Source organism: Spongorhabdus nitratireducens (genome assembly GCA_947387575.1).
Lineage (GTDB): Bacteria > Pseudomonadota > Gammaproteobacteria > Pseudomonadales > Endozoicomonadaceae > CANDOC01.
On sequence record CANDOC010000001.1, the window covers coordinates 658,780 to 680,157 of the forward strand.

At 47.5% G+C, this 21,378-nt stretch carries 19 protein-coding genes; 5 read left to right on the forward strand and 14 right to left on the reverse strand.

Annotated elements, in window-relative coordinates; translation table 11 throughout:
• The first annotated feature begins 67 nt into the window (after positions 1–67).
• Entirely contained in the window at positions 68–649 is a 582-nt protein-coding gene (locus tag ACYZZ0_RS03025; protein WP_461535422.1) for an Rcat domain-containing protein, read from the forward strand.
• Between the two features lie 38 nt (positions 650–687).
• Here ACYZZ0_RS03025 and ACYZZ0_RS03030 read toward each other — a convergent pair whose 3' ends face one another.
• Positions 688–1,941, reverse strand: coding sequence for a hypothetical protein (locus tag ACYZZ0_RS03030; protein ID WP_461535096.1), 1,254 nt, complete (start codon positions 1,939–1,941; stop codon positions 688–690).
• A 506-nt stretch (positions 1,942–2,447) separates the two neighbouring features.
• Here ACYZZ0_RS03030 and ACYZZ0_RS03035 point away from each other — a divergent pair.
• Positions 2,448–3,731 carry a hypothetical protein gene (locus ACYZZ0_RS03035; RefSeq protein ID WP_461535097.1) on the forward strand — a complete coding sequence of 428 codons (1,284 nt, stop codon included), beginning with the start codon at positions 2,448–2,450 and terminating at the stop codon, positions 3,729–3,731.
• Positions 3,732–3,791: 60 nt separating this feature from the next.
• On the opposite strand, the gene ACYZZ0_RS03040 is transcribed toward ACYZZ0_RS03035, so the two are convergent.
• On the reverse strand, positions 3,792–4,205 hold the full coding sequence (locus ACYZZ0_RS03040) for a rhodanese-like domain-containing protein (RefSeq protein ID WP_461535098.1): 414 nt from the start codon (positions 4,203–4,205) through the stop codon (positions 3,792–3,794).
• Positions 4,206–4,304: 99 nt separating this feature from the next.
• Positions 4,305–5,723, reverse strand: coding sequence for an alpha-amylase family protein (locus tag ACYZZ0_RS03045; protein WP_461535099.1), 1,419 nt, complete (start codon positions 5,721–5,723; stop codon positions 4,305–4,307).
• Positions 5,724–5,892: 169 nt separating this feature from the next.
• On the opposite strand from ACYZZ0_RS03045, the gene ACYZZ0_RS03050 reads away from it, so the two are divergent.
• Positions 5,893–7,842: an inositol phosphate phosphatase SopB gene (locus ACYZZ0_RS03050; RefSeq protein WP_461535100.1), complete on the forward strand. Its 1,950-nt coding sequence runs from the start codon at positions 5,893–5,895 to the stop codon at positions 7,840–7,842.
• A gap of 64 nt (positions 7,843–7,906) precedes the next feature.
• Here the strand turns inward: ACYZZ0_RS03050 and ACYZZ0_RS03055 are convergent, their stop codons facing one another.
• From ACYZZ0_RS03055 to ACYZZ0_RS03075, 5 genes are all read right to left on the reverse strand, one after another.
• Positions 7,907–8,341, reverse strand: coding sequence for a hypothetical protein (locus ACYZZ0_RS03055; protein WP_461535101.1), 435 nt, complete (start codon positions 8,339–8,341; stop codon positions 7,907–7,909).
• An 83-nt stretch (positions 8,342–8,424) separates the two neighbouring features.
• A complete protein-coding gene (locus ACYZZ0_RS03060; RefSeq protein ID WP_461535102.1) occupies positions 8,425–9,243 on the reverse strand; it encodes a hypothetical protein in 819 nt (272 codons plus the stop codon).
• The gene (locus ACYZZ0_RS03065) at positions 9,240–9,470 is read right to left on the reverse strand and encodes a DUF350 domain-containing protein (protein ID WP_461535103.1); all 231 of its coding nucleotides are present in this window, start codon (positions 9,468–9,470) and stop codon (positions 9,240–9,242) included. Before ACYZZ0_RS03065 ends, ACYZZ0_RS03060 begins: the two co-directional genes overlap by 4 nt.
• Positions 9,471–10,102: 632 nt before the next feature.
• Positions 10,103–10,627, reverse strand: coding sequence for a hypothetical protein (locus tag ACYZZ0_RS03070; RefSeq protein WP_461535104.1), 525 nt, complete (start codon positions 10,625–10,627; stop codon positions 10,103–10,105).
• The gene (locus ACYZZ0_RS03075) at positions 10,617–11,093 is read right to left on the reverse strand and encodes a hypothetical protein (RefSeq protein ID WP_461535105.1); all 477 of its coding nucleotides are present in this window, start codon (positions 11,091–11,093) and stop codon (positions 10,617–10,619) included. Before ACYZZ0_RS03075 ends, ACYZZ0_RS03070 begins: the two co-directional genes overlap by 11 nt.
• Before the next feature lie 698 nt (positions 11,094–11,791).
• Here ACYZZ0_RS03075 and ACYZZ0_RS03080 point away from each other — a divergent pair.
• Entirely contained in the window at positions 11,792–14,137 is a 2,346-nt protein-coding gene (locus ACYZZ0_RS03080) for a hypothetical protein (protein ID WP_461535106.1), read from the forward strand.
• Positions 14,138–14,155: 18 nt separating this feature from the next.
• Here the strand turns inward: ACYZZ0_RS03080 and ACYZZ0_RS03085 are convergent, their stop codons facing one another.
• Positions 14,156–14,590, reverse strand: coding sequence for a phosphate-starvation-inducible PsiE family protein (locus tag ACYZZ0_RS03085; protein WP_461535107.1), 435 nt, complete (start codon positions 14,588–14,590; stop codon positions 14,156–14,158).
• A gap of 200 nt (positions 14,591–14,790) precedes the next feature.
• On the opposite strand from ACYZZ0_RS03085, the gene ACYZZ0_RS03090 reads away from it, so the two are divergent.
• The gene (locus ACYZZ0_RS03090) at positions 14,791–15,174 is read left to right on the forward strand and encodes a hypothetical protein (RefSeq protein ID WP_461535108.1); all 384 of its coding nucleotides are present in this window, start codon (positions 14,791–14,793) and stop codon (positions 15,172–15,174) included.
• A gap of 94 nt (positions 15,175–15,268) precedes the next feature.
• Here ACYZZ0_RS03090 and ACYZZ0_RS03095 read toward each other — a convergent pair whose 3' ends face one another.
• From ACYZZ0_RS03095 to ACYZZ0_RS03115, 5 genes are all read right to left on the reverse strand, one after another.
• Positions 15,269–16,648: a hypothetical protein gene (locus ACYZZ0_RS03095; protein ID WP_461535109.1), complete on the reverse strand. Its 1,380-nt coding sequence runs from the start codon at positions 16,646–16,648 to the stop codon at positions 15,269–15,271.
• A gap of 463 nt (positions 16,649–17,111) precedes the next feature.
• Positions 17,112–17,489 (reverse strand): PH domain-containing protein, encoded by a 378-nt coding sequence (locus ACYZZ0_RS03100; protein WP_461535110.1) that lies wholly within the window; start codon positions 17,487–17,489, stop codon positions 17,112–17,114.
• 64 nt (positions 17,490–17,553) lie between these two features.
• Positions 17,554–17,991, reverse strand: coding sequence for an RDD family protein (locus ACYZZ0_RS03105; RefSeq protein ID WP_461535111.1), 438 nt, complete (start codon positions 17,989–17,991; stop codon positions 17,554–17,556).
• A gap of 371 nt (positions 17,992–18,362) precedes the next feature.
• Positions 18,363–18,746, reverse strand: coding sequence for a hypothetical protein (locus ACYZZ0_RS03110; protein ID WP_461535112.1), 384 nt, complete (start codon positions 18,744–18,746; stop codon positions 18,363–18,365).
• A gap of 81 nt (positions 18,747–18,827) precedes the next feature.
• Entirely contained in the window at positions 18,828–21,263 is a 2,436-nt protein-coding gene (locus ACYZZ0_RS03115; RefSeq protein WP_461535113.1) for a hypothetical protein, read from the reverse strand.
• Between the last annotated feature and the right edge of the window lie 115 nt (positions 21,264–21,378).

Sequence of the window (21,378 nt, forward strand, 5' to 3'; positions counted from 1 at the left end):
TTACTGCGGATCGTGTTTCAAATCCAATGCCGAGACCTGCCTCGAACAAAACCATGAAATATCCTGTATGGGTTTTGGGTGCAAGGTCATTCTCCACCCCCGGCACGTGGCACTGGTATCAATACACCTGGGCAAGCTGGCTCGCTATTTTGAAGCCAGAATACTGTCATTTAAAACCAGAGCTTATTTCGTCTGCGATACCTCTGGCTGTATTTATGCCGGAAGATCACCTGTTATCGAAGGTGACAGCTACTACACCACCCAGTGTTCCGAGTGCGGACAAGTACAGGTTTTTTACAGAGGGCTCGAAGATCATCATTCACGGCTGATCTCGAAAAAAAATCGTACCAATCTGGAAAACCGGGATTTGATCAGAAAAAAAGTCAGGGCGGGAAAGTGGAAAGTATGCCCCGCCTGCGGCAATGTGATAGAACGCAACGAAGGTTGTAAATATATGCGCTGCAAGATTTGCAGGTACAAATTTTGCTGGCATTGCCTCGAAACTTATGAACAGGAGTTTGGTGATACCCGGCACAACGGCTGCAATGAACATAATGATATCGGACTGCGCGGACATATCGAGTTGCCCGCGCCTGATTTTGAATATCAACGCCCGCGTAGGCGGTGCTGTCCATGCACCCTGCTTTGATATCGGAAGATATCAAAGCAGCTTGATAGAGATATTTATTACTGTTGCCTGCATTCCGGCGGCATCAGATCCATGGGTTGCACCGGCGGACCTACAGGCCCGAACATGTTTTCATGTAAGCCTTCAGCAACATCATCAGTGACGTATCTTGCTTCACCCTGATATTCCGCCTGTCCCCACCGAACAGAGGCGATAATAAAAGACTCGGCACATTCCGGAGACAGGGTTTTGATAGAAAGATCTCCGCACATATGATAGACAGCATAGGTAACAATAGCTGTTGTCCTGTCCAGAAGTACAGAAAAGCCAATATTATGCAGAGCTATAATATAGTGGCCGGGAGGAAGGGTGTTCATATAGCCTGATTCGGGAAAAATTATTGTATCGGTACAGCAACCTTTCGGTATATCATCCTCAGCTAGCTGCTTATATGGCATCCAGGCCTGTAGCTTTATCACTGTCTCCCGCGATGCTTCATTCATGTTCAAGGTGGCACGATGTCCTTTATTTTCCCTGGGGCGCGGGAATGGGTTATCAAATAATGAATAGTTTACATCAGCAAAACTGTCGGGTGTGATGTGTATAATATCACCGCAATTTCTGCGCTGCTCGAAAGCTAGCCACATCAGCAGGGAAGCGTAACACATGTTAAAATAGTGGAAGTGTTCCGCATTGGCGTGATCTCTGACAAAACATGCCACAGCGTTCTCCATTCCTGGCATAACGCGTTTTACGACAAGGTTGGGTGATAATTCATTGGCCCGGGCAATAAAACCGTCGAGAAGCATGGGGTCTTTTAGCAACAAGCTTGACTTTTTTTTAACCTCTACGTCTTCTTCCGCCATGGCCTGTTTCTGATTCACTTTGTTTGTAAGTCTATCCATAGTCTCTACAGACGGCACTGCAACGGCTCCTTCCACTTCAAGCTCAGCCCTGTCCAGATGAGGATCATGCATATCAACCTGGTGCTGTAATTCTGCCGGGATGGAATCTTTAAAGCCCTGAATGTCATCTTTTACTTTTTTCATAAAGGCAACCTCCATTTCCTTGCTTTGTTTTATTAATTGTTTTGCTTTCTCCATCGCTTCATCTGCCAGTATTGATGGGTCAATACAAGCAGCGGCAGCTGGCGGTTCGGGCTCGATATCTTTTGGTTTGATCATTAATTGCTGGAACTGCTCTCTAATTTCCCGTTCAAGAGCTGCTGGCACCGATTTTTTTTCATCCGCTCTCAAAATACCGGCGTTAAGAAAAACAACAAACAACAGGAATAGCTGCCAACCGAATCGCATTTTTAATACCAATAATTATTTTGTTAGGTAATCAAAAAGTAGACTGTATTTTTAATGAAATCTGGATTTAATCAAGAACAGCATAAATTAATAAGTTATTTTCAGGAGCAATCAATTTTTACTTGGTTATATAATAATGCAAAGGTTTCTTTAGATTGTTTCTCGTCATTAAAGTTGTAATAAAATACACTTCAATATAAAACTGTATCAAATTGAAAAAACTAACACCCGTCAATTGTTCTATGCCAGGCCAGAACGTGAAGCAGAATAAAGTTAGATATTTGTTTGCTAGTGAATATCAGCTTTTGTATCTAAATGATGAAAAAAACCTCATGTTTTTTATAAACACACATAGAGTCAGTTAACACATAACTCTAATTATTAAGCGCTAAAATAGACCCATTGAAGCCACTTCTGAATACTTCTTGATGATATCTTTTGGTAGTAAATTTATATTTAAAAGTCAGTTTTGCTTTACGCTGTTTATTATCAGTTCATTGTGTATCATGTCTTCAAATGTCTATCCCGGCAAAAAAGCCATTCTTGTTGCCGGTGAGAATAAACTCGAATCGGTCATAGCCTCGCTTTCGGAGTCAGAGCAGCCCGCAACCGTGTATTTTTGGGGTAAACAGATACTGGAAAGCCCGTTATTTGTTACCGATATAACACTCGTTGGTTTTGCTGTTCCTGAAAGTTATAGCTACTGCAGGGAAGCGCCTCTGTTTCCGACAGAGGCTTGTAAATGGACACCTCTGCTGGCTGACTCTGAGAAGTCTTGCCTCGAACCTGCAACGGGAAACCCTGCTGCATATCAGCTACCGCCCGATGCCATTATGCTGCCCTGCATCACTGCCGCTGAAGGCTTCAGTATGCAATGCCTGATCGCTTTTGAAGGTGACTCCAGCTGCCAAAACGTAGTGCTCGATAATATCAGGCCGGGAGCGGCACACCTGGCAATTGTGAGTACAGATACAACAGTATTCCGAGGCAATGTATTTATCACTGCTACTACCTCTGCGGAAGAAGTATCAGATATTTCACCCGCTGCAAATAGGTATAGTCAGTCGAAGAATGGTCTGACGAATACAAACAAGAAAACTGCAACACTCCGCAAGCCGGCACCGGTTTCAACTTCGCTGGTTTCTCTCTCAGTCTGGAGCAAGACTCAGCTAAGCCCGGTACCTGACTCCCCTTTTCTCCGAAGGCCTGATCATGAACCCAGTAAATTCCCGGCCTTCAGTGATACCAGTGCACCTCCGGTGACTATGTCGGTAATGGATCGGAGATACTCACTGCCAACATCGACAGCAACAGGCAGTGGGAGCAATATCGGTCATATTGAGTTTGAGGAGTGTCTAAAAAGAATTGCGACTATTAGCGAAAGAGTCCGAAGACGCAGCGTAGATATTGAAGGTTCTGAGGAGCATAAAAGGTTGATGCAAAAACCGGAAATAGCCAGATCTGTCAGCTTGCCTGCTCCAACCCCGGGAGCAGGCTCAGTTAGTCCACATTCCCCCGGTACTCACTGGACTATGAGCGATTGGCAACGAAACAGATCTCCTGCCACCCGATCCGGTACAACCAGTCCGTATTCTGGCTCTTCATCCGCATCACCGGTTCAAAACGGCTTAAACAGCCGAAATTACAGGCAACACTATCATCAACTCTATAAGGCAAGTAGCACCAGTGCCATTAACACAAGAGGTGATGACCGGTTAAAGTATAGCGGTCCCACTGAATGCCCTGCACCTTCAGTACAAGACTCACGTGTCCTCGCTACAGGGCTGTAGATACCACAGACATTTAACGTGTGTGATCATGAGCTACTCTACTGCTTTCGCTCTGCCTTCTTACTGATTTCTGGACAGCTTCTCCAGCTCTTCAGCGGAACAGTTTTCACCGGTTTCAGCCTGACGACACAGGGCAACCACTTCGTGCAGTCCACCCAAATTGCGAATATCGGTATAGCCCATGGCTTCCAGTTGGCGTTTGGCAATCGAGGCCCTGCGGCCACTGCGGCAGTACATTAATACCGGCTGGTGTTTGTCACTCACCATGGAACCCAGCTGCCGGGGAACCAGCCGAAAGTCCAGATTGATGGCACCGGGGTAATGTCCGGCATTAAATTCCTCCGGAGTGCGCACATCCAGCAGTAAAGGCTTGCCATCACTGATCGCCGGCGCATTTACGGTATTGCTGCTTGCCATGGGTAAAGTGGGTAGCAGTAATGTAATGGCGAAGATTATTTTTCTGAAAAACCGCATGGAGCTACTTCTCTTGTTATGTTTATACGAGGTACGTTCGCATTCTGCAGCCTTTTTAAACTATTTAAAGGTATCGGTATAGAGTCCTGACTGTTGCTCTTACTGTCTCAGCCACATTTTTGCGGTACGCGGCGGAATATAAAACCGGTGCCACTGACTTTTAACCTCAAATTTATCTGCAGGATTCAGTACATCAACATAGGGCTGGTTCCAGAAAAACTTGTGTTCATGAGTATTCACCCAGTATTCCTGGGCACTCTGGCATTTATTGATACCAACGACACCGGCAGCATCTGAATGGCCGCGTGAGAAAAGCAGAAAACAGTCACCGGAACCGATGATTTTCATGGGCTGCCCCTGCACCGCATTATGAAACGAGATCATCGCTGTGAGTGGTGTGGACTTCCAGGCATCGACCCAGCGCTTATCACCGCTTTCATTATGATCGGAGTACACCAGCGGCACCCCGCCATCCCGTCCCAGAATATAGGCATAGCCCAGCTTTTCATCGGCCGGGTCCATTATCAGATAGCGAAACCCCTGATTATTGGGAATATCATGGGTTGTTACAAAGGTGATAGCTCTGGCAGGCTGCAATGCCTGACCATAGGCCAGCGGGTCAACCAGGGTTTTGAGTGAGCCACCATAGTCAAAGGCATTGCGGATACTGTTAAACAGGGGGAAGTCGTAGGCGCCGAAGTCAGACCGCTCCAGAAACGGCTTCAGGAAGTTAGTGTATTCGGCATTACCGGCGCCACCACTGGTAATAATCTCCCCGAAAACATGCATCCCCTGCCCGATATCACCGGCAATCACCCGCTTGATATGATTCAGCGACATGTGTTTGGCAGCATCGACCCGGAATCCCCTGACCCCCATATCCTTCAACGCTTGCAGATAGTGTTGCTGCTGTTCAATAACCCAGCTGTTATCGGTCAGGTCAGGCAGCCCGGTATCGGGCATGGCACCGCACAGCCGCCAGTTTTCCACTTCAAACACCGAACTGTAGTTATGAATACAGCGGGAAGGATGAAAGTCAGCCGCTGAAAACAGGTTTTTGGACAGATCACCAAACAACTTGAGCTCATTGTACCGGTTCCAGCTAGACGCATACTGATCCAGGATCTTTTTCCCGGGGTAGTTCAGGTCGCTGCGCTCGGCGGCTTCATTGGCCATATGGTTCAGTACGACATCGGCGTAGACTGCCACACCATGCTTGCCGAGGGCTGTAACCATATTGCGAAAATCATGGGTATTACCCAGCGGGCTTTCAATCACCCGGTAATCCTTTGGCTGGTAACGAGCCCACCACTGATCGCCAGTACTTTTCAGCGGCGGTGAAACCAGCACGGTTTTATAGCCCAGTCGGGCTATTTCAGCCGCCTTGCTGCTGATATCCGGGTATGTCCAGTTAAAGGCATGGAGAATGGTGTTTGCTGCTGCAGTGGGGAGATACAGCACAGCCAGCAAAGCCAGCCAGAAGCTACGACGGAGAGCACTTTTTACGGGAGAGTACATAGCGGCATATTCTGGATCGAGGAAAATCGGTACCCGAAACCACGCGGGGTCAGCAGAAGAATAGCCGACAGCCTGCCTCTCCTACCAACGTCTGAAGCTCTCTCAATGAACTTAACGATTGCACCCTCGTCTAAATTTGCCGAAAGGATGAATTTGGTTGGGGGATGGAGTGTACAGAATAATAATCAGCCTGGTCACTTTACTGTTGATCTGGGGCCCGGTTTACGCTGGCAAGAGAAATCAGGGGGATATCGAAGCCCAGTGGTTACTGGCGCCCGAAGAGCCGGCTGTAAGCCCTCTTGTCGACGAATACTATCAGGCCAATACCAGAACTACGGTTTTACTGGAAAGATCCCCCTATGAAGCCGCTGCCACAGGCCAGAACTACAATGAACAGGCCGAAGAACTGCGCCGTCATGCCACCCGACTCAACCGTTTTCTTACCTTTGGCAGCTACATAAGAGCCTTGTCAGACCTCGGCAATACAGAGGCTGCTATCAGACATCAGCAGGCACGGCTGCACGTTGCTGTCACTCACCTCGATATGTTGCACAAAGGTGACTTTCGCAATGAGGACCAGTGGCGAAGGGGCCATCAGGTAGAACTGGAAGCTGTCTTGCTGGCCATTCGCCGTGAATTTCAAAGGTTGTCCAACAAATCCGGCGGTTTGTCCGAACGTAAGCAGGTGCTGGTCGATAATCTGCTGGAACTACAGTCGGAAATTACCCTGCAACTGAATGAACTCCCCATGCTGGAGCCCAATGGCGACAGGGAGCATATGCAGCGGGAGCTGAAAAACTATCAGAAGTCGATGGCGAAAGAACTGAAAACTTCCGGAATGAGTGGCCGGGATGCAAAACGCCTGATGGAAGAAGCCCGCAAGGATGTGCTGGTCGAGTTACCCTGGGAAGTGGTTCACAAAACCGTGCCAACGGCCAGGGGCGATAAAACCATCCTGATCAGTATGACCCAGACTCCCGCCAGTAAAATGCGTTATGACATTGGTCTGCCCGGTCATCACACCCCGTTTGAAGCCGGCTATAGCCGACTGCCATATGCTGTCGGCCCGGATGTGGGCGGAATCAGTTCGATGATCAGGGATGAAGCCTATCATGCGGCCAATCTCTGGTCGGTCGATGTCAGAAATGAATTCAATGATCCCCTGTTCCTGGGGGTTCGTTCAGGTACCCTGTGTGCATTCGGAATCAAGAATGATCGTGACCGGTTGTTGGCAAATCAGCGTCGTGCCCGTGAAGTGATCACCGCGGCACTGTTACAGCAGTTTGCTGCTAACCCTCAGCTGGCTCGTGATGCTGAAGCAGGTAAAACCATTAGGCTCAGGTTGATGTCCAATGCCCTGCTTTCCACTGATTTTATTCGCCATTTTACCGGCTTTCATGATGATGAGCTGTCGATGTTCCGGGAACAGCTGCAGGCGCTTCATGATGTGGTTGCCCAGGGCTTACCGGTAATATTGCGGGATGCCAGCGGAGGCATTCATCCGGTGCAGGTTGATATTCAGCTGGCCGTTTTCAATGTGGGCGTCAACGGAATCGCACTGGGACTGAAGGGACTGGCAGGTCGAATGGATGGTACCTGGTGGGAATCCAACCGCTACAATAATCCGGCACTGACGACCCTGATTGGAAATCATATTCCGGGGCATAATATTGGTGGCTGGGCAGGAGAATGGTTGTTAAGTAACCCGGGGCATCCGGATGTCGCTACCGTGCTCGAATTAATCGCTCAGATCCGTGATATCTGGCACTGCAAGGCCTATCAGCGGGAAGGCAACAATGCCTGTAAACTGGCCGAGCGTTTGATTTATCTGGCCTGGAAGATTGGTGCAATACCCCACTGGAGTTGTAAGAGCGGTAAGGATCGTACCGGTGAAGTTGCTGCCTCGGTTGCCTGGTTGGCTGCTGAAACAGAACTCAGCCGCCGGGTGCCGGACTGGAGATCACCACTGACCCGCGCCCAGAAGACCAATGCCCAGGGCATGCTGGTTGAAGGCGGTCAGATGGAGATTACCCAGGATAATATCGGCCGGCCACTGCTGAAGACAGGAACCGGTAAAAAGCGCTTTGGTACGCCTGTATACCGTATGATCCGGAAGTAACATTTGAGGGAAAGCCTTGCTTCTCTCAAATGTTTAAAATTCAGGATACAAGGTGACCAGAGCATCAGGACGGTCTTCGTTTGGAACGAATATTCTTAATAGCAGTTTTCAATACAACTTTGGGGATAGAGTGATTCTCTTTGAGTCCTTTGTATGTTCTATGCATAGAGTCAGAAATATACTCCGCATTATCTTCATTCTCGTAAAGTAAAATAAATTGTTGTTCAAGATCTCCCTCCGGGATAAAAACATCGGGATCACTCCGGTGTTCTTCCGGTGCTGTATTTTCTGCAATCTGAACAAGCGTATACCCTATTCCGAGGAGCACTACTTTTATGACCCAGGAGAGAAAGGCTGCAAAAATAGCCCATGCCGTAGCAAGCGAGTTTGTCATTACAACAAACATCACGAAACCTGTTATGAGCGAGAGAATAATAACAATTTTTAGAATCGTATCGACAAATTTCAATGCCTTGTAGAAATCTCGAACCTTTTGCATGTAATACTCACCCAAAGCTGTTTATCGAGCTAGCCGAGATGCAATCAGCCTGATACCCAAACATTATAGTAGGTCATGCATGTTCAGTTACTTCCAGCTATATACCGACTCACCTTCTTCCACTTCTCTCCGGAATAGCGAGTCGTCAGCTTACTCCCCTTATTAACCCAGAAATGCTCGCGGTTAAACATATATTGCGGGTGATAGTCGATATAGAGCGATGCAACCGGATAGGGTTTATTACGTCCCAACCCTGACTTCTGAGTGGCTTCCAGCAGATACTCCTTACCATCCCGGAACAATATGACCCAGGCATGGCCATTGCCATCAACATCACCGATGGCGACCCGGGCATCATGTCCCATTTCAATCAGCCAGTCGGCCAGCGCAATGGCATGATCTTCACAATCGCCGCGGGGATATAAAAAGGCCTGACGACTGGTCTGCCACACTTCAGGCCGGCCGTCGTACTGCTCTTCATCCAGCACATAAGACTTGCGCTGGGACAAAACATAGAGCGGCATCATTACATTTTCGACGGCAAATGGCTGGTAACCTTCCAAAAAGGTATTGACCAGGTAATGAGACTGATCAGTGCCCTGGGCGGACATGGTGTAGGGGCCGACGCCCCGGTAGGAGTAAATATATGCCTGACTTTTGCCGTATGAACGCTGCAGCAGCGATTCGATTTCCGCGTCTGATACATAACGACCTGCCGGCAAGATCTCGAGTGACTGTTCCCCGGGAGCAGGATTCAGATCTTTTCCGCTCAGGTCATCCAGCGCTACTTCGATATCAGCCCGAATATCCTTGTTGTCACGATACTCCTGCAGACTGGTCGTAATGATCGCAGTAGCCACCATGACGATGGATACAACAACCCGCAGGCTATTGTTGCTCATCCCTTGAATCCAAACGCAATCACTATCGCCACAAACATCAGAATGGCGGATGAAAACACGGCGACCGCCATATTGCCCTTTCTCAGCTCCTCTTCAATATCAACCTCTTTCAGTAGCTTTTTGTCGACCCATAGCAACGCATAGACACTGACAATAATGGCAATCAGGGAATAGCCGAGATTAATAACCAGATTAATCAGGGATGCTGAAAAGAATTCCAGTTCCACAACATGACTCCTTCTTGAGTGATCCATTCAACCTGTGATGGTCACTTTGCTGTTTTCTTATGTGGGCTGGTGCTTTATGACATAAAAAGACTCGATACAAAAGCGCTGGCTCAGGGGTAACGTCGTATATCGGGCCGGGTCCTTATTCTTATGGGTCTCACGCCCGCCTCGTCAGCCATACTTTTGGGAGTGAAGGTTGCAGACATGCTGATATAAAAATCGCCAGCTTCATCAGTTCTGGGAAAAACATAATAGTCAGTACCGACAGGACCAAATATGGCCGAGCAGCTTGAGTTTTGATAATTCTTTATAACTACCTGCTGCCCGTTCTTAAGGACCGGGGTATATGATTCCCGAACCCTGAACGTAGCCGTTTGAATATATCCGTTTTCAATCTGCTCTGACTCCAATTTCCCGAGAAAAGCGACATCGGAGCGTGATACATAACCTTGAAGGGTTCGGGCCACCTCGCGCAGTGGGCTACTCGGACAGGCCTGTGCAGGCGCAGTGAGAACAATCAGTAGAATGCCAAGGATAAGGGTTTTCATAAAATAAGCAGGCTGAATATGCTGGTAGTGTCAGTAGTAATTATTACGATATCAGCCAGCTTAAGTACACGGTTACTGTCGGAGTCAGGCTGTTTGCGCGCTTTTCTTTCTGGAGTTGTGATTGTGCATCACAACCAAACCGAAAAAGATGGAGAAAAACAGTCCAATTTGCTTTGCTGATGTTCCCCCGGTTTCCAGAGCCTCGATCGAGATATGCTCATCGGCAAGCACTCTTCCACCAACCTCAAAGCCAAGCACGTGATCTTCGAACATGCTGAATATAGCGACTCTGTTGACTGTATCGGCAGCAGCAATACCTTTACACCCATCTCTGCTTGAGAAGTAAACATCAAGATAATCGGGTTGGCCGTCGAGTTTTATCCTTGTACTGTAGCTGGCAGAGTGTTTGCCGGGATGGCAATCAGCCGACTGAACCACACCTTCAAACCTGTTAATCTCTGTTCTGCTAACAGGAATATCACTGGTCAGAAAAGAGAGCAGTAAAGGTATCAATGCCACAAATACTCCGGCGCCCAGCCGCCATTTGTTGATTAGCTTTATGTAGGGTTCCTGGGAAACCGGGTGCTGAGTGCTGACTTTATATCTCACGCTTTAACTGCCTTAATACCTGAACTATCTGATAACCATCACTTTGCATGCCGGCATACCCGCTTAAGAATCTTGGGTACTGCATCGGCAGTGCCGTCATCAAAAACTGGATAGCGGATGACACCGCAATAAATGTGGCAAGGGAATAGACTGCTGAAGCGTAACCCGGGGTAAATATCAGGCTGAATGCTGCCAATGACATCGCCAGCGATACCAGCGGCCCCAGTACAAGTGCCAGCAGGGTTAACCTGGCAGGCATATCCCGCTCCCAGTAGCAATGCCCGTTAAAGAAAGACAGCCCGGCTATCCTGATCTGCAGGTTTTTCAGTTTTAGAGTAATTCTGTAGTTACGCTCGCCCAGCAAGATTTCTGCTTTGCCGCCGGAGGCCAGCACCGGTATTGCGTGCCCCAGCTCATGCAATAATGTCAGTATCGGGGCAACGAGCAGGCCGCATAAAGCGGCCATCAGGAAAAAGATCATTTTGTATTATTTTTATAAATGTTAGCGGAATCATAAGCCTTTATTATTGGTCACGGAATAAGCTGCCAGCAGTTTACTTTTCCTCGCGTCTATTGGTGTAATAGAAGAACAAACCTATAGAGCCCAAAAGGTACAGAGCTACCCCGCCAGTCCACTTCCCGGAGTCGCTTAATCCGATGCTCAGGGCTCCAAAAAAGAACAGGCCAAACAGCCAGAGCAAAACGGGGCCGAAGAATCCCCAAAAACTTTTGGGTGAGACAAACATCCAGAATATTGCCAAGAATCCCAGCAAAGGTATCAGCGCTTTCATTGTCTATATCGAAACCAAACCCCTGATGATTCAGGAATCAGGGGCCGTCTTCAATACGATATTTTACTTCATGCAACGATGATATACGCATCCGATCAGGATAAAGAAAGATAGCCCCGCTATCCTGCACGCTTACCACCTGCCCCTTCTGATCTGGATAAATCCCGGTGTCGGATTATGCTTGATATCCTTGACGGCCGGGATAGATAGCCCGACCTGCAACAACAATGATTTTCATACATAACGATTTAATCAGCGGAGGCCGTTACCAGGCAAGAAAGGCTTAGCAGTTTTTTAAGAGCCAGTGTTGTATTTAATTGTTTTGCCAACTGGATATTTCTGTTTTGTAGTTTCTATCAGAATCGGTTGATGCATGCGACAAAATCATAAAATACATATTGTTATCATTTTGTTCTTTCTGTCCTTGGTGTCGCTTCAGGCATTTGCTGCGCCTCGCAGTATTGGTCAACGTCATTTGATTGACCAGATACTCAAAGACTTCAGAGTAAAAGTGCCCGTCAGCACTCAGAATGAACTTCGGCCACTGCTGTTCTCTGCTGTTGCAGTGGCCTATCAGAGCAGCTACTGCATTCATCCCTCGATTACATTTACCTTACCCGCCACACCGGACAGCTTTATTGATGTCATCATCGAAGATTACGAACACTCTCCGATTATTGTTGATATCAATGGTGCCGTCTTCCGGATTTACCCCGAACATCATAACAACTGTGAATACCTGGGCTATCTGTATCCGAATTACTATATCCTGACCTACAGCGTGTCCCCGCCGATGGCATTTTCAAACTTTGTAATCACTACCGAAGCCGGACTCAATCAATATGATGCCCTTAATCAACAGTCGGGGCTGGAGGGTGAATATCAAGTAATAACCCATGTGGAGAGCGAGACGCCCTGCGGAATCCTGTCATCTGAACATCAGCTGCGCGAACCATTAAAAACACACTATAAAACCGGCACGCACCCTGCCCCGATCAGGCTGAGTGACTTTATGGGCTCCTCAGGTGTCCGCCAGAAAAATAAAGGCCGTCAGCAGACAGTGGATGATCGCACCAGTATTACCGTACTGGATCGGGAGAGAGAGAAACATATTCCCCGGCCAGACGATATTACATTACCGAAAAAAGTCCCTGAATCTGATACTAAAGCGATGCCTCATAGTCCGAAAACATCGGGTCAGGTAAGACAAAGGCCGTCAAACTCACGCCGTAAAAGGCAGCGAACACAATTACAGCAGACATTTCCGGTAACATACAGAGCATCGCAAGCCCTGGCTCGTTCAGACGATTCAATACAAAATCCTGCACATTCGAGTGAAGTTATCATCCCCGATGCGCCGACAACAGCAAACCCTCCCATTGCTGAAGTGTCAGCGCTGCCGGATCTGCCCGCAACCGATGCCAGCCATGAGGAAACCAGACGGCATGGCAGAAGCCGCCAGCTCTGGCAACCTCCGGACAATGGCAGCTGTGCGGAATGTCTGATGTTATGCAGTTTGTATATCGGGCCATGCTGGAAGTCCTGGCTGCTGGCCACTATTGACAGGTTTGAACAGACCGCCCTTGAGGTACCTGCTTCATTACCCCGACTGCAGTTACAGCTTGTCTATCTGAAACTGGTTTTAAACCTCTACTGTATGAATACAGTGGCCAGCCTGAGGTTTGGCGAAACATCGCGATCCCAGGTTTATCAACGGCTGGTGCAGTCAGATCATGCACTGATGAAAAAGCTGCGCAGTCGTGATTTGCTATTCAAGGCCGGGCTTGTGCTGTCGCTGGGACACTGGCTGGAAGGCAAGCTGGTTTCGGGAAACAGCAGCAACATCGACCTTGTCTTTGCCATTCATAAAAATGAACTGGTGTACGAAGCCGTCTGCCCGGCCCTGCGCCCGATCAGCCAAATACAGAATCCACAGAAACTACTGGAGTGGCTATACCAAAAGGATTCAGGACGCCCGTTGCCGAAACAATACCGGACATTACTCCGAAACAGTATTGAAAAGTCATCAGTCGAATTTGTTCAGCCCGGCGGAGAGAGTCACAAGTTTGTTATGTGCTACCACTCAAACCGGCTACAGAAAGCAACCCGTCCGCAGGTTGTTGCGGCCCTGAATGCGATGGGATTTGGCGCTAATCTGAACCAGTGGATTCGGCATCAGGCCGGGGCCGGATTACTGAGAGGTGATTTAGCCACCTTCTCCTGCCTGCGCTCGAGTTGTAATGATGAAGTCTTTTATGACCTGTTTCATGAGCTGGTACCCGAAACCGACAGCAATCCTGAGCTGACACAGTTGGCACATATTCTGGACGAACTGGCGCATATTACCGGAACGTATGCTTCAGGCTATTTTACTGATGCTGCATTATCTCAATGTATTCTCAATCAATACGGCTATCGCGCTATTGAACTGATGCTGGCCAGCCTGCTGTTTGAAACCGAGCTGGTAGTTGTGATTGATACCACAATGGCAGCAATCACAACGGGCCGTGCCCCGTCCTGTAAAACACCCTGGGCTCAGTTATCCCTGGGAATAATGGTGACAGGAAATTACGGCTCGGCGATAGAAACTGCCGATTATATTCAGGGAGACTGGCTTCCGGAGTCAGATAATGAGCATAAAGCACCAGCAACCATGAAACTGATCACCTTTGATATGCGCCATTTCCGGCGTGCGGTCCGAAAGCCGGAGGCTCAATAGAGCAGCACAGTTATTATATTATTGCTGATCCAGCTCTTCTGTTTTTGGCACCGCACAGACAAACCGCTTGATCAGGTAATAACCGATAGACACTGCCAGAATAAGCAACGCCAGCGCCATCAGCTGGCCACTGTCATATTTTTCCAGATCCAGCACAATCACTTTTTTGGCAACAGCAATCAGCGCGACTTCCAGTACGATCTCAACATGGAAAACCTGCTCGATAATATAAGCCTTGATGGTCTCCAGTAATTCAACCCCGATCAGGATAATCAGGAACAGGCCGAAAATATCGAATATCTCATCAACACCCAGCAGTAGTACCGGTGGGCTCAGTACGTCTCTTATAATGGCCCAGGCCAGATCAATGGTGGCCAGCAGGACGACAATGACCATCAGCACCGCAAGGCAGATGGCAATATAGCGTTCAAACTTCTTAAGAAAATTCACCATGATCCGGGACTCTCTTTCATTTGAATATTGCTATATTGATCCCGTAATCATGGGACGCCGTCAACTGATAATCCGCAGCCTCCAGCTGATCAGGGCTCTGTCTCCTACCTTGGTCTAATACCTTGCTCACTGCTTATTACGTATAGTTTTAACCAAGTGCACAGGATAGTGCGACTAACACATACACAGGGAGCAAGCTTATGATTACAGCAACCAAGACTCTTCACCCGAATGCTTTATTTGCCGCTAACAAGACCACGCCCAAGAAACCTTCTGCACTCAAGCGCTTTGGCTTGCGACTGGTTGCCATACTGAAAGGCACCGGAAATGGCTTTGTTAAGGGACAAAGAACCCATTGGACTCTGGTTGCTGGCCGGACCAGCACGACTGATCTGATACGTAACTTTAAGTCCAGACCGGCTATCAATTCATTAAAGCTGGCGCGCAAAGGACTGGCTGTTGTCCCCCAGGTATTAACCGGAGCCTATATCGGATCTGCTGCAGGTATGATTTACGGAGGCACCAAAGCAGCCGTAACGGGGAAGGTGTGCAGTGTGTTTAGTCCATTCGAAAAGACCAGTTAACAGTTTTCTCTGTGATTTGCGCCCTGAAATCAGGGCGCATTTTTTCTTCCTAATGAGGATGATCTGTCCGCAGTGATATTCTGATTAAATACTATTACCTTGGAACAAAGAAAGGAGGTCTAGGGTAAACTCCGCTTTCAATAAACGTACTGTAAACATCTATATGTTCAGGTATCGGTCTAAAGCTGCAGTCCCATTTAGATGCACATTTAAAAATTTCGATTACTTGAGCCATATATTCCAGTCTTGCCGCTACAGAGCTGCCTTTGCCATCATGAGCACAGTATTTTCGAATAAAACATTCTGCATCTTGTCGAGCTGAAACCGGAAAGGTTTTCGACAGTTTTTTCAGCATCTTCGGGTCTTCGGCAAGATAGAGAAATTCTTTGGGAAACTGGGTCAGTCTGTATAGTTGTAAGAGCTCAGGCCGGAAAACATGTCCGGCGTCATCGGGTAAAGGAACTATATCGAGTAAAGCTGTAGCAGATATCCTGAGTTTTATTTCTTCCAGGGGGATAGCAGATTGTATCGGGAAATCACATCCGTTAACGGTTAAACCAGAATTCCACAGGGTTAACGTTTCACTCATGATGGGATGCCAGAAACTACATGTTAACGGGCGTACAGGCATCCGTTTGTAACCTGAATTTGGCACCATTGGTTGATTGAGCAGTATCTGAATATCTCTTACCAGCAATGAACATCTTGAATGGACTGCGTGGCAGCGCTGAAATGGTAAACAATGAAGTTTTATTTTATCGTAATGTACCCTGCCCTCTTGTCGGTTAACAATATCTACGGCTGACATTAATACAACTGAAAGTCGTCCAAGTGCACCATAGTTTAATTCTACATTGGTTGGAAATATAATAAGGGTGTTTGCTGAACGCCTGATGCAGACAGCTATTATAGTGCCCTCGTCTATTTTCAGAGTGTAAATGCACCATGCCTGATCTTTCATTTTCTCAAGCTCACAGACGAAAAAGCGAACCAATGGCAAAATTGGATAGCTGAATTTGATATGGTGCTCAAACCATGCAGAATATTCCCTGCCAACTTTTACTCTGAAAAGCTTCTCCTCAAGACTTTTATTTTTAGTTGAATGTTCTCGATTATGAAGTTTGATTTCACGCTCAAGTGTTGCAATGTATTTCTTATGTGCTGGCTCCGGAATGAAATCATGAACTGAAATATCTTCATATTGATTCGGGTCTTCAATGTCAATATGAATCAAACTGCCATCTCTTACAGCTCGAGGGAAGCGGCTTTTTAACAGGATCCATGTGGCACTCTGGGATAATGGGTATCTAGCATATTCATCAATATGTATAGGAGAAAAAATATGGTGCAGGCATTCATTTTCTCTGGAAAACATATATGCCAGCCGAAAGAACTTAAGTACTTTATATTCTTGTCTCTCTGTTTCATATCTGTCTAAAACATCCTGCCTGATAGCTTCCAGTCTAGCGATCATGTCTGTTAAAGGTTTCTTGTCATGATCAGAAGCGGATAAACACCCAGAAACAAGGATGAGGAGCAAGATTAATACTCTGCATAAAATCATATGATTAATATCAATTTCCAGAGAAATAACACTGTTGGAATTTATAGTTCACAACTGAATGAGTATCTAGAATCAAAGATGACTTTTATCTCAATTAATTAATGATGGTTCACACATACTAATTTTGATTTATTAAGATAAATTTGCTGATTACATTATCTTGAGGCTCAACTGATTTTTAGAAGCAAATTGTTCTTCGTGTCAGTCTTTTCAGTTACGAACCTTTCACAAATCATTCCGGCAAGTACCTACTGCACACCCTGAATATCAACTGCTACAAAACTACTTACCGGCAGGCTAGAAGAGATAATGATACCAGCAGTGCCAGCAAGCCGGGTTCAAACCTGAATCGCTGGCACTACTGAAGCCTCAATCAGCCCAGCGTGTGAGAAGCCAGCACCTTCTGTAAATCGTAAATATTCACTTTCTGGTTAAATTTCTTTTCAACCGGTTCAGTATCACTGCCAATCCAGATTTTAAGCTCTGCATCCAGGTCAAAATGGCCGGCCGTTTCAATGCTGAACTTGGAGATGCTCTTGTAAGGGATGGAAAGATACTCGGTTTTACGACCGGTCATACCCTGAATATCGACCAGGATCAGTCGCTTATTGGTAAAGATGAAGGTATCCCTGATCAGGATAAAGCCGATATCAACCTGTTCCCCATCAATAAGCAGGTTGCTGTATTTTTCCTGCAGCTCTTCCGGCGATACGGTGCCTGCATTGCCCAGCAGGCCTGAAAATAGTCCCATTTTGAACTCCTTGATGAATACGGGATATTGATACCTGTCGATAAAAGAAGTGAGCTTCAGTCACTTATCTTGGTATCACGTAGGTTTTGGAGATCAAGTCACCCAGCCGCTGTCTCTTTGGTGTAAAGAAAGCAAAGACAAACGCAGGTATTGCAACCAGGAAAAAAGGGTTTACCTCGACCGGCCGGGTCACTGTTCTCAAAAATACCTGCCCGACTGAAGGATAATTGCCTTCAGCGTTTACAACTTTGATCTTCATGGCGAATTTTCCGATGGTGCCTCCGAACCTGACCTCCATTACCCAGTAGTAAAGCACTACGAATGCCGGAAAAATAAAGGCCATGTAGGTGATGCCTTCAGTCCTGGCACCGTAAACAATGGAAAGGGTCAAGGGCGTATAAAACAATATGATAAAAATAATAACGTCGATTAAGGTGGCATAGAATCGTGCCCAGAGAATTGAGCGGTCACCATCCATATATTTCTCTACATCTTTGTGCATTGGGTTCCCTGTTATTGTTAATTTAAAAAATAGAGCGAGATAGCCTTATTACTACTGGTATTATTCGCACTGCCTGTAAGTTGCTGCGTACTCACAGGAAGCAGATACGCTACCGCCCTCACCTGCAAAATATGCCTGTGACTGGACCGAAGCCAGTATTGACCCGGGTTCGTAAACCTCAATTACTTAATGAGCTATCGTACTCACTCTGAAGAACACAGTAAACGACACCGGATGCGCGAGCGTGAAAACCACTTTGAATCTCTAATGGATCATTTTCCTACCCCTAGGGGTGTAGCAATGACGGGTAAGCAAAGGCTCTCGTCATCAAGGAAGAGAGCCCTGGAGGGGGGCTGATAAATTGACCGGAGTTAGCGGAACTGAAGCCTGAAATGATAACCCTGACGGCCCACAAACGGAGCCCGGAAATCATTGCCGATAAAATAGTAAATGCCCTGTTTGGTATCATTTACGATTTTGTAGCAGTTCCAGCCACTGCCAAAATCGGAACAGTATCGGTTTTTTTCCGCTTTCCACTGCCCCTCGGAAGGGGCTTTATCTGTTTCAGCAGCCCAGAGTGTAAGGCCCGATTCAGAGAAATACTGATTGGTTTGCTTCTGATAGTGAACACCACTGATGGTATTACCGCTGAGCAGCTGTTCTATTTCTGCTGTGTTGAGGTCAACCTCTTCAGCTGCAGCAGGTATCGATGCAAGTGCCAGCAGTAGTGAAAGCACCGGAATATTTCGCGTCATAATGTGTAGTCATCATTGGTCATTGAGGAACTGACTTATACGATGAGACTTCACACCGGGATTCACCCATTTCCGGATTCATTACACGCCGGGCGCAAAAATATCGGCAAATGCATCAGCATCCTGCTGAAATTCATAACGTTCACGTCCACAACCCCTGACGAAGTCGAAACATTTGCAAATTGACCGGATAACCTCAAAACCTTCCTGATCCGTGGTTTTAAAGCGGGTGCTTCTGATACCGGTGCTGTTCATTCCGGCGTTTATCATCATTACAAACATTGCAATCTGATGCTCAGGACTGGCCGTAGCAAGATAAGAGTCACACATGGTCATACAACGGTCACGGACAAGCACAAGGTTGGTAAATATCTCTTTGATGCCGAACTCGATAAAGCCCCGTGATTGTAGCGCGGGTAAACAGCCCGGGCTCGAGGAGCCGGAGCCAAGATGCAAAATATCCAACCCGACGCCGGGCTGAACAGTATGCAGAATATAACTACGCAGCAGTGTGACCAAGCGGGTAGCTTCAGTCTGATTGTTTCTCATCAATATATCGCAGGCTTTAGCCCTCGCCTGCGGAGTACACTGAGCAGTAAAAACTCGAATCATTTCTTTGCAGAACCCTGCATATCTGCCTTGCTGCTGTGACGGTAATGATGACACCTGCGATGCGCGATGATTCATATTGCCTGTAGTATTGTCATCTCTCTGAAGCCCGACCTGAAGGGTTTCAACCTGAACAGCCGCCTGCCCATAGTTATACCCCCCCGGCTGTTGCTGATAGGGTGGCAGATTGACTGCTGCAGGCCCAGTAATGTTCATTGTTGTATTTCGATTGATACCTGGGCCCGGTTGATATGTTGTTGTCATCGCCGGTGGCGCAGAGGGAACGGAGACAACATAAGTTCCGGTGGTAAATGGCGTGTGCATTTGAGCGGTCGTTGTTACAGCCACATGATACGGGGGCGGCTGATCTGTCAGCTTGCTGCCTGTGCTGGCCGGCGGATTGCACTCTTTTTCCAGTGTCGCGACAAGTTTCCCCAGCACCGGACTAAGATCATTGAGGGCCTGTAGTGTCTGCGACCAGGTATGTGACTTTTGTTCCCAGAGCACCATTACGCTTTCAACTGACATTGAAAGGTTCTTGTTACTTTCCCTCATATCGAGCGCTTTCTGCCGGCCCAGCAACTTATAAGCAAGTACATAATCAAGCTCACTCCAGTCTGCTGCCAGACGCATCTTGAGATACCCGCGGTGAGTCTCGGCGATGACGTCATTAGCCCTTGTCATACTGGTTTGAAGTTGATGATAACTAACGGCCGAACCTCTTGAGTGCTCCCAGGCATCACGTAAAGGTCGCAAATCCCATCCCAGACGTGAAAAGACAACACCCAGATCGCGCCAGCTTTTACCCCGGAGAATGGTAATAATGTTTTCCAGATTCTCTACACATGAATTCTGCGGCCTCATGTTCGAGGTGATATATTCACGTGAACCCATAATGGCCGGAGCGACATCCTCAAAGCCATTAACCAGATCCGGCTGGTGTACGACAACAGACAAAATATCATCAAGGCCGATGACTGTTCCACAAGCTGCAAGCTCACTGTCATGCTGCCCAAGTGTGCTGTATTCAGCGGCCAGATCAGCAGTGTAATAAGGCTTGCGCCCGGGCAGATTAGGCAACAACATAGCATTGATCGTATGAGACAACTGCGGTGCAGCATACATCAGTGCCCTTAATACGGCATGATAACAGCAGGGTTGCACCTGATTACCCAGTGTGCCCCCCAACCACAGCGTTAAAACATTTGTCAGCTCATCACTTTCGTTCCCCACCGGGTATCTGACGATGGCATAGTCACCACCATAGGCCCATGCAATATGGCGAGCCGATGCAGCCAGTCCATCAACACTGTATAGCGTTTCCATATCTGTACTTACCAGCTGGTAATTGTGACCTTCCAGATAGCACCCCTCGATATTGATGCAATGCTGATAAAGCCCATCCAGCTCGGCAATAAAGGGTCCAATATCCCGTATCAGAGCCCCACTTTCCTCACCCGGTACTTCCAGCAAACGCTCGGGAATGTGACCCCAGTTAAAAGGGGACATCGGAGGCAATTGCACTCTGTAACACTCCAGCAGCATTAAGACCTTCTGCCCGGGTGTCAGCCTGGCCTGATATCGCATCCAGTATGCACCAGTCCCACCGGACTTATATGCCTCAAGTTTTTTTGCCATATGAGCGATCAGACAATCTGCATGCCGCTGCAGGGTTTGGCTGCTATTGGCGATAAAGGCCATCTGCTGCACCGTAATCTCGGTACTGTTATGTCCCCAGGCTTCCAGCTTCTCCCTGTTGCGGTCAGCCTTTGCTCCACTCGAACCTGTACAACCACACAACACCAGCGGTTGGTTTTGAACTTCAGTAGCATGCCCTGTCGATGACTGAGTATTCGCACCCGCCATTGATGTAATAACAAAAAACAGTCCGATGAGACATCCAGACAACAACCTGCAAACCGGCATTACACACATAAACACCTCTTGCATTGCTTGTGGATCGCTTGCTGTTATAACCGCCCTCATGCCTTCTCTTAACAGGCAAAAGAAAACAGCTACTGTG